The sequence below is a fragment of the Streptomyces bambusae genome (assembly GCF_019400985.1).
GTDB classification, from domain to species: Bacteria; Actinomycetota; Actinomycetes; order Streptomycetales; family Streptomycetaceae; genus Streptomyces; species Streptomyces bambusae_A.
In genome coordinates, this window is the sequence record NZ_WTFF01000017.1 from 32645 (window position 1) to 46317 (window position 13673).

General features: G+C 74.5%; 11 protein-coding genes. 8 read left to right on the forward strand and 3 right to left on the reverse strand.

The annotated features are described in order from the left end of the window. Positions 1 to 3 precede the first annotated feature (3 nt). The 7 genes from GPJ59_RS05060 (at position 4) to GPJ59_RS05095 (ending at position 8733) form a co-directional block, all read left to right on the forward strand. Positions 4 to 975 carry an EamA family transporter gene (locus GPJ59_RS05060; RefSeq protein WP_219665142.1) on the forward strand — a complete coding sequence of 324 codons (972 nt, stop codon included), beginning with the start codon at positions 4 to 6 and terminating at the stop codon, positions 973 to 975. Then, positions 972 to 5066 (forward strand): non-ribosomal peptide synthetase family protein, encoded by a 4095-nt coding sequence (locus GPJ59_RS05065; protein ID WP_219665143.1) that lies wholly within the window; start codon positions 972 to 974, stop codon positions 5064 to 5066. The genes GPJ59_RS05060 and GPJ59_RS05065 overlap by 4 nt, the downstream gene beginning before the upstream one ends. A 68-nt stretch (positions 5067 to 5134) precedes the next feature. After that, entirely contained in the window at positions 5135 to 5371 is a 237-nt protein-coding gene (locus GPJ59_RS05070; protein WP_219665144.1) for a tautomerase family protein, read from the forward strand. 8 nt (positions 5372 to 5379) lie between these two features. Beyond that, entirely contained in the window at positions 5380 to 6315 is a 936-nt protein-coding gene (locus tag GPJ59_RS05075; RefSeq protein ID WP_258023895.1) for a pseudouridine-5'-phosphate glycosidase, read from the forward strand. Beyond that, positions 6312 to 7205 (forward strand): HAD family hydrolase, encoded by an 894-nt coding sequence (locus tag GPJ59_RS05080; protein ID WP_258023896.1) that lies wholly within the window; start codon positions 6312 to 6314, stop codon positions 7203 to 7205. Before GPJ59_RS05075 ends, GPJ59_RS05080 begins: the two co-directional genes overlap by 4 nt. 20 nt (positions 7206 to 7225) lie before the next feature. Further along, the gene (locus GPJ59_RS38390; protein WP_308120142.1) at positions 7226 to 8218 is read left to right on the forward strand and encodes a GNAT family N-acetyltransferase; all 993 of its coding nucleotides are present in this window, start codon (positions 7226 to 7228) and stop codon (positions 8216 to 8218) included. Between the two features lie 146 nt (positions 8219 to 8364). Next, positions 8365 to 8733: a hypothetical protein gene (locus GPJ59_RS05095; protein WP_219665146.1), complete on the forward strand. Its 369-nt coding sequence runs from the start codon at positions 8365 to 8367 to the stop codon at positions 8731 to 8733. Positions 8734 to 8845: 112 nt separating this feature from the next. Here GPJ59_RS05095 and GPJ59_RS05100 read toward each other — a convergent pair whose 3' ends face one another. The 3 genes from GPJ59_RS05100 to GPJ59_RS05115 all read right to left on the reverse strand — a co-directional run bounded on the left by GPJ59_RS05100 (position 8846) and on the right by GPJ59_RS05115 (position 12559). Then, positions 8846 to 9922 (reverse strand): helix-turn-helix domain-containing protein, encoded by a 1077-nt coding sequence (locus tag GPJ59_RS05100; protein WP_219665147.1) that lies wholly within the window; start codon positions 9920 to 9922, stop codon positions 8846 to 8848. Next, positions 9919 to 11097 carry a helix-turn-helix domain-containing protein gene (locus GPJ59_RS37135; protein WP_308120143.1) on the reverse strand — a complete coding sequence of 393 codons (1179 nt, stop codon included), beginning with the start codon at positions 11095 to 11097 and terminating at the stop codon, positions 9919 to 9921. Before GPJ59_RS37135 ends, GPJ59_RS05100 begins: the two co-directional genes overlap by 4 nt. A 556-nt stretch (positions 11098 to 11653) precedes the next feature. Continuing rightward, positions 11654 to 12559, reverse strand: coding sequence for an NADP-dependent oxidoreductase (locus tag GPJ59_RS05115; RefSeq protein ID WP_219665161.1), 906 nt, complete (start codon positions 12557 to 12559; stop codon positions 11654 to 11656). Between the two features lie 141 nt (positions 12560 to 12700). Here GPJ59_RS05115 and GPJ59_RS05120 point away from each other — a divergent pair, with 141 nt between their 5' ends. Beyond that, positions 12701 to 13132 carry a winged helix-turn-helix transcriptional regulator gene (locus GPJ59_RS05120; protein ID WP_219665148.1) on the forward strand — a complete coding sequence of 144 codons (432 nt, stop codon included), beginning with the start codon at positions 12701 to 12703 and terminating at the stop codon, positions 13130 to 13132. Positions 13133 to 13673 lie beyond the last annotated feature (541 nt).

Here is a 13673-nt window from a genome sequence, read left to right on the forward strand (position 1 = left end):
GGGGTGAGCGGGCACCGGCTCGCGGCGGATTCGCTCGTCACCGCGCTCGCGCCCGCCGTGTGGGGCTCGACGTACCTGGTCACCACCGAGTTCCTGCCCCCGGACCGGCCGCTGCTGGCCGCCACCGCCCGGGCGCTGCCCGCCGGGCTGATCCTGGTGGCGCTCGGCCGGGCACTGCCCCGCGGCACGTGGTGGTGGCGGGCGCTGGCCCTCGGGGTGCTCAACATCGGTGCGTTCTTCTACTTCCTGTTCCTCGCCGCCTACAACCTGCCCGGCGGGGTCGCGGCGCTGGTCGGCTCGGTGCAGCCGATGTTCGTGCTGGTGCTGTCCGTGCTGCTGCTGAAGGACCGGATCAGAGCGGTCCACGTGGCGGCGTGCGCGCTCGGCGCGGCCGGGGTCGGCCTGCTGGTGCTCCAGCCGAACGCCGGCCTCAACGCCCTGGGCGTCGCCGGCGGCCTGCTCGCCGCCGCCAGCATGGCCTCCGGCATCGTGCTCACCAAGCGGTGGGGCCGCCCCGAGGGCGTCGGGCTGCTCACCTTCACCGGCTGGCAACTGGCCGTCGGCGGACTGGTCCTGACGCCGGTCACCCTGCTCGGCGAGGGCCTGCCGGACGCCGTCACCGGCCGGAACCTCGCCGGGTTCGTGTACCTGGGCGGGGTTGGCGCGCTGCTCGCGTACGCCGTGTGGTTCCGCGGCGTGGAACGGCTGCCCGCGCTCGCCGTGTCGTTCCTCGGGTTCATCTCGCCGCTCGCGGCCACCGCGCTCGGCTACCTCGTCCTGGACCAGACCCTCACCCCTCTCCAGATCGTCGGCGCGGCCGCGGTCCTGGCCGCCGTCTTCGTGGCCCAGCCGCGCCCGCCGCGCCCGCCGCGCCGTCCGCCCACCTCGTCCACCGACGCTTCCGCCGCCACGGACACCGACGCTTCCGCCTCCGCCGCCTCCACCGCCCCGGAAAGAGCCGAGTCGAGACCATGAAGACCCACGCCATAGACGCGAACGCAGACGTGAACCCGGACGCGAACGTCGCGACGGGCCCGCGCGGATCCGGGGACCTGTCCTCCCCTCCCCGGCCGTCCTCCCCGGCCGAACCGTCCTCCCCCGCCCACCTGACCGACCTGCTCGCCCGGCAGGCGGCGGTGCGGCCCGATGCGGTGGCCGTCGTCGACACCGCGGGCCGCCACCTGACGTACGCCGGCCTGGAGGCCGCGTCCCGGCGCCTGGGCGCGCGCCTGCGCCGCCTCGGCGCCCGCCCGGGCAGCCCGGTCGGCCTCTACGCCGAGCCCTCCCTCGACCTGATGACCGGGGTCTGGGGCATCCTCGCCTCCGGCGGCGCCTACCTGCCCCTGTCACCGGACTACCCGCAGGACCGGCTGCGCTACATGGCCGGCAACGCGGCCCTGGACCTCGTGGTCACCCAGGCCCATCTGGCCGACCGGGTACGGGAGTTGCTGCCGGAGGGTGCCGCCGTCGTGGTCCTGGACGAGGACGGCCCCGAGGACGCCGACCGGGACGGCGACCGGGACAGCGACGGGGACCTTGGCAGGAGCAGCCGGACCGCCCCCCAAGGCGACGACCTCGCCTACGTCATCTACACCTCCGGCTCGACCGGCCGCCCCAAGGGCGTGATGATCGAGCACCGCAGCATCCTCGCCCAGCTCGACTGGCTGGCCTCCCGCGGCCACCTCGGCCCCGCGACCACCGTGCTGCAGAAGACCCCGATGAGCTTCGACGCCGCCCAGTGGGAGCTGCTCGCCCCCGCCACCGGCGGCCGGGTCGTCATGGCCGCGCCCGGCACCTACCGCGACCCCGAGGCCCTGGTGGACACCATGGCCGCGCACGGCGTGACCACGCTCCAGTGCGTGCCCACGCTCCTGCAGGCCCTCATCGACACCGAGCGCCTGTCCTCCTGCACCGCCCTGCGCCGGGTCTTCTCCGGTGGCGAGGCGCTGACCGTCAAGCTGGCCCGGGCGTTCGCCGCGCAGTTGCCCGGCGCCGCGCTGGTCAACCTCTACGGGCCCACCGAGTGCACGATCAACGCCACCGCCCACGAGGTCGACCTCGGCGCCCTCGCCGGTGACGAGGCCTCCGCCATCGTGTCCATCGGCGTACCCGTGGACGACACGCGCTGCTTCATCCTGGACGAGGACCTGCGCCCGGTGGGGATCGGCGAGAAGGGCGAGCTCTACATCGGCGGCGTCCAGCTGGCCCGCGGCTACCTGAACCTGCCCGAGCAGACGCAGGAGCGCTTCCTGGGCGCCCCCTTCCTGCCCGACGAGCGGCTCTACCGCACCGGCGACCTGGCCGCCTGGAACAGCGACGGGACGATACGTTTCTGTGGTCGCGCCGACACCCAGGTCAAGCTGCGCGGCTACCGCGTGGAGCTGGAGGAGGTCGCCTCCGCCATCGAGGAGCACGACTGGGTCCGCCGGGCCGCCGCCGTCGTCACCGACGACCCCCGCACCGGCTTCCAGCAACTGTGCGCGCTGGTCGAGCTCAACCCCAAGGAAGCCGCGCTGATGGACCAGGGCAACCACGGCGCCGGCGCCCACCATCGCTCCAAGGACGACAAGCTCCAGGTCAAGGCCCAGCTCTCCAACCCGGGCCTGCGCGGCGCCGACGAGCTCGCCGGCCGCCCCGTCCTCTCCCTGCCCGGCCGCACGCCCTCCGAGCGGCAGCGCCGCGAGACCTTCGCCCGCAAGACCTACCGCTTCTTCGAGGGCGGCAAGGTCACCCGCACCGACCTGACCGACCTGCTCGGCCACCTCGCGCCGCCCCCGGGCCCAGCCCCGGCCGTCCACCCCCGCCCGGTCACCGAGCTGACGTACGCCGAACTGGGCGAGGTCCTGCGCTGGCTGGGCCCCTTCCACAGCGCCGACCGGCTGCTGCCGAAGTACGCGTACGCCTCCCCCGGCGCCCTGTACGCCACCCAGCTCTACATCGAGGCCCGCGGCGGCGCCGCCGGACTGCCCGACGGCGGCGGCATCTACTACTTCCACCCCGTCGACCACAGCCTCGTCCGCATCGGGGACGCACCACCCGCGGACTCCTCCACCGATCCCGCCGACCCCGCGGATCCCGCCGACCCCGCCGACTCCCCCGCCCTGCGCCTGCACTTCCTCGGCAAGCGGTGCGCCATCGAACCGGTCTACGCGAACAACATCCGCGAGGTCCTGGAGTTCGAAACCGGCCACATGCTGGGCGTGTTCGAGGAGGTGCTGCCCGAGTACGGGCTGACCGTGCGCCCGTACGCGTACCGGGAGGAGTTCCGCGAGCGGCTCGACGTCGCCGCCGAGGACGACTACCTCGGCAGCTTCGAGATCGTCCCCGACGCGCCCGGGAACCGGCCGGACACCCCCGTCGACCTGTTCCTCCAGGCCCACCCCGGCCGCGTCCTCGACCTGCCCGGCGGGCTGTACCGGCACGACGCGGCCACCGGCGAACTCGACCGCGTCGCCTCCGGGATGGTCGAGAAGCGCCATGTCATCGCCATCAACCAGGGCGTGTACGAGGCGGCCTCCTTCGGCATCACCGCCGTCAACCGGACCGCGGAGCCCTGGCTGGAGTACGTCCACCTCGGCCGCACCCTGCACCGCCTCCAGCGCAACTCCCTGCGCCTGGGCCTGATGTCGTCCGGCTATTCCTCCAAGTCCGGGCACCCGCTGCCCAGTTCCCGCCGGATCGACGAGGTCCTGGCGGGCGCGGGGATCGCGTCCGGGCCGTCGTACTTCTTCCTCGGCGGCAAGGTCAGCGAGGAGCAGATCGGCTCCACCGGTATGCGCGAGGACTCCGTGCACATGCGCGGTCCGACCGAGATGATCCGCGACGACCTGGCCCGGCTGCTGCCCGACTACATGATCCCCAACCGGGTCGTCGTCCTGGACGAGCTGCCGCTCACCGCCAACGGGAAGATCGACTACCCGACGCTGGCGGCCCGCGAGGAGCTCACCGCCCCCGCCGCGCAGGCCTCCGCGACCGCCCGTGTCGCCCCCGCCAGCCCGCTCGAGGAGTGGCTGGCCAAGGCCTGGGGCAAGGCCCTGAAGTACGAGGGCGTGTCGATGGAGGACAGCTTCTTCGCGTGCGGCGGCAACTCGCTGATCGCGATGACCCTGACCCGCTGGATCAACCGCGAGTTCGGGATCTCCCTGCCCATGCAGACCCTCTTCGACCACCCGCGGCTGGCCGACCTCGCCGGCCACATCGCCGACGGCGGCGCCGAGGTGCCCACCTCGCGCCTGGTCCGGCTGCACGACGGCGGGCCCGGCAGCCCCGTCTTCTGCTGGCCGGGCCTGGGCGGCTACCCGATGAACCTGCGCGGGCTGGCGCGCGCGGCCGCGACCGGCGGCCCGTTCTACGGAGTCCAGGCCGCGGGCATCAACCCGGGCGAGACCCCGTACGCCACCATCCGCGACATGGCCGCCGCCGACGTGGCCGAGCTCCGCGCGATCCAGCCCGAGGGCCCGTACGCGCTGTGGGGCTACTCGTTCGGCGCCCGGGTGGCCTTCGAGAGCGCCTGGCAGCTGGAGCAGGCCGGGCAGGAGGTCGCCGAGCTGCTGCTGGTCTGCCCCGGCAACCCGATGCTGCGCGACCCGGACGGCCGCCCGTACCCGCGGCAGTCCTCGTACGCCAACCCCGGCTACGTCACGATCCTCTACTCCGTCTTCGCGGGCGCCCTGGCCGGCCCTGGCCTGCAGGAGTGCCTGGACGCGGCCCGCGACGAGGACGGTTTCGTGGACTTCGTCGCGAGCACCTTCCCCGAGCTGGACCGGGACATGATCCGGCGGATCACCCGGATCGTCGGGGAGACGTACGAGTTCGAGTACACCTTCCGCGAGCTGGCCGAGCGGCGGCTGCGGGCGCCGGTGACCATCGTCCGGGCCACCGGCGACGACTACTCCTTCATCGAGGGCAGTTCGGGCTACTCGGCCGCCCCGCCGCTGGTCATCGACCTGGCCGCCGACCACTACGAGGTGCTCAAGGAGGAGCACGGCATCGCCGAGCTCGTCGCCGCGGTACGCGACCGGGCCGCCGACCGGACCGCCGCCTACGCCGACAACCGGAACGACTGAACTGCCGAACGGCCGAACTGCCGAACCGCCGAACCGCCGAACCGCCGAACCGCCGAAGGGATCCAGCCATGCCGCACGTCCACGTCCAGCACTACCCGAAGGACAACCTGACCGCCGAGCGCCTCAAGGCCTTCGACGACGCCGTCACCGCCGCCGTCACCGAGACCTTCGGCGTCACCGAGGACAAGGTCTCCATCGCCCTGGAGACCGTGGCCCCGGAGGACTGGCACGAGCAGGTCGTCACCGCGTTCGCCGCCCGCCGGGAGCTGCTCATCAAGGCCCCGGGCTACTGGAAAGAGGCGTGAGCCCGGCGATGAGCTCCGTATCCGTACCGATCACGTACACCGAGGAGGTCCGTGAGGCCCTCCACGAGGGCCGGGCCGTGGTGGCCCTGGAGTCCAACGTGATCACGCACGGCCTGCCCTACCCGGACAACGCGGCCACGGCCCGCAAGGTCGAGGACGCCGTCCGGGCGGGCGGGGCCGTGCCCGCCACCATCTGCATCGACGGCGGGGCGATCCGCGTCGGCATGACCGAGGCCGACGTCGAACGCTTCGCCTCGCTGCCTGGCATCCCCAAGGTCTCCAGCCGGGACATGCCGGTGGTCCTCGCCCGCGGCGGCCCCGGAGCGACCACCGTGGCCTCCTCGGTCGTGGCGGCGGAACTGGCCGGAATCCGCTGGTTCTCCTCCGCCGGCATCGGCGGCGTGCACCGCGGCGCGCAGGAGACGTTCGACGTGTCCTCCGACCTCATCCAGTTCACCCGCTCCCGGCTCGCGGTGGTCTGCGCCGGCGCGAAGATGATCCTGGACCTGGGGCTGACGCTGGAGTACCTGGAGACGCACTGCGTGCCCGTCGTCGCCTACCGCTCGGACGACTTCCCCGCCTTCTACTGCCGTACGAGCGGCCACCGCGCCCCGCACCGCATCGACGACGAGACCGCCCTCGCCCGCGCCGTCGAGGCGCACCGGGCGCTGGGCAGCCCGACCTCCTTCCTGATCACCACCCCGGTGCGGGAGGAGGACGCCGTAGACTCCGCCGAGGTCGACGCCGCGATCCGCGAGGCGGTGACGGCTGCGGCCCGGGACGGGGTGTCCGGCCAGGGCCTGACCAAGTACCTGATGCGCGCGGTCGACGCGGCCACCGACGGACGCTCGGCGAAGGCCAACATGGCGGTCCTGGCCACCTGCGCCGAGGCCGCGGGCCGGCTGGCCGCGGCGCACAGCACGATCGGGGGAGCAGCGGCATGACCACGATGGACCCGACCACGGGACGGGCGGCGGCGGGACGTGCGCCGGGGGGACGGGCGGCGGCGGCCTCCGGTCGCTCTGCCGAGGGGGCCGGACTCGGCTCCGAGCTCACCGAGTTCGCGCCAGATCTCGCCGATTCGGACTTCGACCTCGCCGTGTTCGACCTCGACGGCACCCTCGTCGACACCCCGCGCGGCATCGTCGAGACCTTCCTCGCCGCGTACGGGGCGATGGGCGAGCCCGGCCCCGCCCCGGACCCCGCCGCCGTCCGCGCCACGATCGGCCTGCCCCTGGAACGCGCGTGGGCCACGCTGCTCGGCGTACCCGAGACCGACCCGCGCGTGGCCGAAGGCGTACGGCAGTACCTCAAGCTGTTCCGGGAACTCGTCCTGCCCCGTGCCCGCGAACTCCTCTTCCCCGGCGTACCGGAGGGCCTCGCCGCGCTGCGCGCCCGGGGCGTCACCCTCGCCGTCGCGACCAGCAAGTTCTACGCCAGTGCCGACGCCCTGCTGACCGCCGCCGGCCTGCGGGAGCTGTTCGCCGTCGTGGTCGGCGCCGACCAGGTCGCCCACCCCAAGCCGCACCCCGAGTCCGGCCTGCTCGTCCTCGAACGGCTCGGCACCCCGGCCGACCGCGCCGTGATGGTCGGGGACACCACCCACGACCTGCTGATGGCACGGGCGGCGGGCATGCGGTCGATCGCCGTGACGTACGGCATCCACTCCCGGGCCGAACTCGCCGGCGCGGAACCCACGTGGGTGGCCGACACGTTCGACGAGGTGATCGAGGCGGTCACCGGGGTCGCCTCGGCCGCGGTGAACACGGTGGACGCGGCGACCGCGGCGGCCGTGGTGAACGCGGCGAACGCGGCGACCGCGGCGGCACGGTGAAAGGGCAGGACGAACCGACCATGACGGACACCACGCGCATACGGCTGCGCCCAGCCGGCCCGGAGGACCTGGACGCCCTCTGGGCGATGTCCACGGACCCCGAGTCCGCCCACATGGCGGCGTTCCCGCCCGTACCCGGCCCCGCCGACCGGGCCGACTTCGACGACCGGTGGAAGGGCAGGTTCGCCGACCCGGACGTCGAGGTCCACAGCGTGCTTGCCGACGACGAGGTCGTGGGCAACATCGTGGTGTTCGGCCCGCCGCAGGAGCGCCTGATCGGCTACACCATCGCCCGCGCCCACTGGGGCCGGGGCATCGCCAGCGCCGCCGTGCGGCAGCTGCTGGAGCAGGTCACGCACCGGCCGCTGTACGCCTGGGCGGCCACGGACAACGCGGGCTCGCTGCGCGTCCTGGCCAAGTGCGGGTTCGTGGTGACGGGCCGGGAGACCAACTGGGCGCACGCACGCGGCGCCGACACGGAGGAATTCATGCTGAGTCTCGGAGAGGTCCGCCTGACCCCGTGGTCGGAGGCCGACTTCCCGCTGCTGGAGCGGGCCAACACCCCGGAGATGACCGAGTACCTGGGCGGCCCGGAGCACGCCGACCGGCTGGCGGACCGCCAGCGCCGCTACGTCGCCCTGAGCGAGGGCCCGGCGTCGAAGGGCCGGATGTTCCGGGTGTCGCTGACCGCCACCGGCGAGGACGTCGGCTCGGTCGGCTTCTGGGAGCGCGACTGGCGCGACGAGGAGGTCTACGAGACCGGCTGGGCCGTCTTCCCGGAGTTCCAGGGCCGGGGCCTGGCGGTGGCGGCGCTCGCCGAACTCGCCGCGTTCGTGGCGGAGCACGGCACCCGCCCGGTCCTGCACGCCTTCCCGGGGACCGACCACCCGGCGTCGAACGCGGTCTGCCGCCGCGCAGGCTTCACCCTGCTCGGGGAGACCCAGTTCGAGTACCCGCCGGGCATCTTCCACACGAGCAACGACTGGCAGCTGCGGGTGGACGAGGACAAGTAGTTCCGCCTGCTCGCCCGGCTCGCCCACCTCTTCTCCAACAGCGTGTCGAACAGCGGTAATTCATTCAAGATCACTAATATCTCGCCGTGTGTTCCGGCCCCGGCCCACGATGACCGTGATGTCCCGGAACCGACGGAAGGAAATCTGTGTTCAAGAGCATCACCCCGCGCCGCGGCGCGGCCACCGCTGTCGCCCTCGCCGGTGCGGTCCTGCTGTTCGGTGCGGGCCCTGCCGCTGCCGGCAGCAACGGTCAGCAGATCGGCTTCAAGGACAACTCCTACGCGGCCAACTCGATCCAGATCGAGGGGTACAACCAGAACGGGCAGCACACCAGTCAGTGCTTCCGTGTGTCGCCCGGCTCCTCGACCCAGATCCACGGCTGGTGGTGGAAGTGGACCGTCCGGGTCAAGTCCTTCAACAACAGCGGCTGCACGGGCACCAGCTTCCGCTGGGCCCAGGACAAGTACATCAACCCGCAGCAGTCCGGCGACTGGGTCTGGTACACCGGCTACTAGGATCCGGCTGAACGCTGCTGACAGACCGCCGCTCCGCAGGGGGCGGCGGTCTGCTGCGCTCATGGCGCCCTGGCCTTCCCGCCCCCGGTGGGGCGGGCGGCGGGCGTCGGGGTCAGCCGAAGCAGACCCGGTCGTCCTCGGCCGCGCCGCCGGGGATCAGGCAGAACCGGGCGCCGGCGGGCCCCTTCTCCGCCGCCGCCATCGGGGTCGCCACGTACTGGCCGAGGTCCCTGTCCGTGACCTGGAGGGCCTGGGCCAGCGGGCGGCCCGGTACGGACAGTTCGACGCGGTCCCCCGCCTTGAGGCCCGACGCCCGCACCCACACCGCCTGGCACAGCTCCCCGTGGCGCAACTCCAGTTGCCGCCCGTCCGCGGCCGAACCGGTCAGCACCGTGGCCACCATCCCCGCGCCCCCGCAGCCCATGCGCAACGGGTCCTTCCCCTCGCAGGCCGCCGCCGCACACCCCGGATTGCGCACGGGCCGCTCCGACCCCGGCGCCGCGGAGGCCGCCTCCGGCCGTGCCGGCTCCCGGAGCTGGGGCAGCAGCAGGAACGCCAGGCCGGCGGCGGTCGCCGTAGCGAGCACCACGGCACCCACGGCCCAGCCGGCCCTGGTCCCGGCCCTGGTCCCGGCCCTGGTCCCGGCCCTGGTCCCGGTTCCGGCCCCGGCCCCGGCTCCGGTCAGCTGCCGCCGGCCGGGAGCTGCCCCTGCGGCACCGGTCACGGACGGATCCGCGCCGGCCGACCCGCGACCGTCGCCGCCCGCCACGCCGTAGGCAGCGGCCGCCCCGCCGTCGTAGGGTGCCGCCCCGCCGTCGTAGGGTGCCGCCCCGCCGTCGTAGGGTGCCGCCCCGCCGTCGGCCGGGGCAGCCCCGTGCTCCGTACCGCCTTGGGTACGACCCGTCGAACCGTGATCGTCCGCTGCCCGCGCCGGCTGCCGGGCCCGGCCGCTCCACGCGGCGTCGGCGAGCTCCCACAACGCCAGCAGCCGGGCGGGCTGCTCCCCCGCGACGGCGCAGAGCGCCTCGACCGCCTGCCGGGGCGGGGGCTGCTTGCCGTTGAGGTACCGCTCCCAGGAGGACTTGCTGTACGGGGTGCGCCGGGCGAGGGCCGCGAGGCTCAGCCCCGTCCGCTCCCGCAGCCGCCTCAGCTCCGCCGCGAGCTGCCCGCACTCGGCGGCGGCGCTCACCCGCGCAGCTCCCCCCAGGTCTTCGGCCCGACGATCCCGTCCGCCACCAGTCCGCGCACCTGCTGGAAGCGTGTCACGGCCTCCTTCGTGGTCGGGCCGTACAGCCCGTCGGTGGCGCCCGGTTCGAACCCGTGCTGACGCAGCAGGCACTGCACCTCGACGACGTCGAAGCCGGTGCTGTTGGTGTCGAGCAGGATCTCGCGGCTGGTGCTGTGTCCCGCGCGCAGGTCGCCGCCGTGGCGCCGGACGTCGCAGGAGTACGCGACGCCCCGGCGGTAGCCGGTCTTGCCGGTACCGGCGGCCGCCTCACCGCTGCCGGCCGCCGTACCGCCGCCCGCGTCGCGGCCCGCCCACGCACCGCCGGCCAGCAGCCCCGCGACGAAGGCCAGGACCACGACGGCGAGGCCAGCGACGACACACCGCCGCAGGGAGACCGTCACGGTCCGAGCGGCCCGCGACGAGGTCCCGGCGGGGCCGGCAGCCTCAGCGGGCCCGGCGGACCCGGCGTCCTCGGTCGCCCCGGCGACGCCGGCGACGCCGGGGGCACGGTCCCGGCCGGGGGCGCCGTCCCGGCCGGGGGCGTCCGGTCCGGAGGCTCCGTCCCGCTCCCGCCCGCGAACACGCCCACCGTCCCGTCCGGGGGCTTCCTCCCGGTCAGGCCCCGGGTCCGAGTCGCGGTCCGGCTCCCGGTCAGGGCTGCCCTCCAGGGCGGCGCCGCCGTCCAGGGCAGGGCCCCCGGCCCCGTCCTCCCGCCCGACGGCACCCACAGCGCGCCCGGCTGCTCCCTCTCGCGCCGAGGCGTCCTCCCCGCCAGGAGCGCCCCCGCTCAGCACCTGCTGCGCGTGCTGCACCTGCTGTGCCGGCTGTGCCTGTTGCGCTGCTTGTTGCGCTGCCCGCTGCACCGCGCCGGCCTGCCGGGCCCGCTCCGTCACCTCGTGCAGCACCGTCAGGCGCGTCGGGTCCACCCCGCACACCCCGGCCAGTTCCTCGACGGCCTCACGGGGCACGGGCTGCTTCCCGTTGAGATACCGCTCCCACGACGAGCGGCTGTACCCGGTCTTGCCCGCGAGCGCAGCCAGGCTCAGGCCGCTGTGGTCCTTCAACCGCCGCAACTCCGCGACGAGCCGCCGCTCTCGGGCGTCGAGCGCGGCAGGCAGTTCCTTCCAACGCGCCACTAGCCTGTCCCCCCATGTCCTGTCCCCAGGATCGGGGCTCCCGGCGCCGGCCTTCCAGTCATGGCAGCGGGTTGGCGCGATACCGGCTCGCGGCCGGTCGCCGTCGTCGTCCCACGAGCGCATCCCGCGCCGGGACATCCCAGCAGGTCAGCGCGTGGGACGTCCCACGCTGACCCCGTTCGCCAACGGCACTGGACCGGGCGCAGGTTGGCGCAGGAGAGTCGCTACGTCAGCCGGGCCCGGCACGGCGTACGGGGAACAGCGCCGCGCCGGTCCCGGCACCACGGGGGACGACAGTGCCCCGGCCTCTCTACCAGGAGGCCGGGCCACTGCCCGCGGCCGGCGGGTCGAGGCCCAGAACTCCGCAGGCCCCGAACCCCGCAGACCCAGCACCCCACAGCCCCAGCACCCCACTGCCCGTCCCGCACGGACCGTCCACCCGGTGCTCCACCACGGGCCTGGCCCCGCTCGTCCCCACCAGCGGCCCCCATCCGCAGCTGCCACCCACACTCCCGCCCGCACACCCCGCCCACGTGCCCGCCCGCGGCGGCCCCGCTCAGGAGGACACCGTGAGGACGATCCGGCCGCGGACGCCGCTCTTCGTCAGCGTTGCGTGTGCCGCAGCCGCCTCCTCCAGGGGGTACGTCGGCCCGACCCGCAGGGTCAGGTCCCCCGCGTCCACCAGGGCCGACAGCCGCGCCAGGTGTTCGCCGTCCGCCGCGACCTCCTGTTCGGCCATCCGGATGCCCCGGACCGACGCCGGCGCGCTGCCGGGCCGCAGGCCCACGTAGGCCCCGCCGTCCCGCACGAAGCCCAGCGCCTCCTCCCCGAGGACCGCCGCGTCCAGCACCCCGTCCACCGGCGCGGCCGGCGCACCCCCGCGGGCGACGAACTCCGCCGCGCCCAGTTCCCGCACCAGCGCCTCGTCCTCGGCCCCGGCCAGCGCGGTCACCACCAGCCCGGCCGCGGCCGCCAACTGCACCGCGAACCCGCCGACCACGCCCGCCGCCCCGGTGACCAGCACCGACGCCCCGGCGGGCAGCTCCAGCAGGTCCAGGGCCCGCGCCGCCGTCAGCCCGCTCAGCGGCAGCACCGCGGCCTCCTCCGCGCCGGCCGAGGCCGGGGCGGGGGCCACCGCGGCCGCGTCGAGGACGACGTACTCGGCGTGCGTGCCCGTACCCACCGCCTTGAACGGCCCGTAGTGCAGCCCGACCACCCGCTGCCCGACCGTCCAGCCGGTCACGCCCTCGCCCACCGCGTCGACGTCGCCGGCCACGTCCCAGCCGAAGCCGAGCGGGGCGTCCCCGCCGAAGATCCCGGCCCGTACGGCGCCGTCGACCGGGTTCACGCCGGCCGCCCGCACCCGTATCCGCAGCTGGCCGGCGGCCGGCTCCGGCACGGCGACCTCCGTGACACGGAGCTCCTCCGGGCCGCCGAAGGCCTCGACCACGACCGCGCGCATCATCTTCTCGCCCATGCCCTCATCCCTCTCACTTCGTTTCGTTTCGTTCGTCCGTTTCGCTGCGAACTAACTTAGGGAGAGGTACTTTCCGTTCGTAAGGACGCACTTCAAGGTGCGTACCCGACCCGGAAGTGAGTGCCCATGGCCACCCGCACCGCCGCCGAACGCCGCGAGGAAGCCCGCCAGGCCTTCGACACCTTCCTCAAGGAGTGCCCCACCAGCCAGCTCCTGGCCCGCATCAGCGACAAGTGGGTCGGCCTCGTCATCGGCGCCCTCCGCGAGGCGAAGGACGACGGGCGGGAGTCCCTGCGCTACAGCGACCTCGGCCGCCAGATCCCCGGCGTGAGCCAGAAGATGCTCACGCAGACGCTGCGCTCCCTGGAACGCGACGGCCTGGTCAGCCGCACCGTGACCCCGTCCGTACCGGTCCGCGTCGACTACGCCCTCACCCGCCTCGGCTCCGACCTCGCCTGCCTGCTGTCCTCGGTGAAGCGCTGGGCCGAGAACCACTTCGCCGAGGTCCACGCCAACCGCGCAACGTACGACGCCACCCAGCCCGAACAGGCCGCGTGACGCACCACGCGGGGGCGCACAGCAAGCCCGGCCGCCCCGGCGCCGCAGAACCGGGGCACGGGCCCCGGAATCCCCAGGGGCGGCTGCCCGGCAGCCGGAAGGCGAAGCCCACGAGCCACGGGCCCGGCCCGAGGGGCGCGGGGGCCGGAGCCCGCAGGCGCGGCCACCCCAGAAGGCCCGCGCCGGAGCCCGCAGGCACGGCCGCAGCAAGCACGGCCGTCGGAAGTCCCGAGGCCGAAAGCCTGCTGGCGCGGCTGCCCGGAGACACCCGGGCCGACCCCCGAGGCACGACCACCGGGAGGCGCGGGCCGACGGCCGCAGGCACGGCCACCTGGTGCGCAAGGGCCGGAGCCCCGCAGGCACGGCCGCACGGAGGCCCGGGCCCCAGAGCCCGCAAGCACGGCCACCCCACGCGGCCCCGGGCGCCGAAGGCCCGCAGGCACGGCCACCGAGGGGCGCAGGGACCGGAGGCCCGCCCTCACCGCCGGTACAGGCCCTCGATCTCCCGCTCGTAGTCGCGCGCGATCGCCGCCCTCCGCAG

What these genes read in the sequence shown, in the direction of transcription:
- GPJ59_RS05115 (WP_219665161.1), bottom strand. Translation starts at nt 12,559, where the DNA reads ATGCGCGCGGTCGTGGTCGAGGCCTTCGGCGGCCCGGAGGAGCTCCGT.
- GPJ59_RS05070 (WP_219665144.1), top strand. Translation starts at nt 5,135, where the DNA reads ATGCCGCACGTCCACGTCCAGCACTACCCGAAGGACAACCTGACCGCC.
- GPJ59_RS05065 (WP_219665143.1), top strand. Translation starts at nt 972, where the DNA reads ATGAAGACCCACGCCATAGACGCGAACGCAGACGTGAACCCGGACGCG.
- GPJ59_RS05120 (WP_219665148.1), top strand. Translation starts at nt 12,701, where the DNA reads ATGGCCACCCGCACCGCCGCCGAACGCCGCGAGGAAGCCCGCCAGGCC.
- GPJ59_RS05080 (WP_258023896.1), top strand. Translation starts at nt 6,312, where the DNA reads ATGACCACGATGGACCCGACCACGGGACGGGCGGCGGCGGGACGTGCG.
- GPJ59_RS38390 (WP_308120142.1), top strand. Translation starts at nt 7,226, where the DNA reads ATGACGGACACCACGCGCATACGGCTGCGCCCAGCCGGCCCGGAGGAC.
- GPJ59_RS05075 (WP_258023895.1), top strand. Translation starts at nt 5,380, where the DNA reads ATGAGCTCCGTATCCGTACCGATCACGTACACCGAGGAGGTCCGTGAG.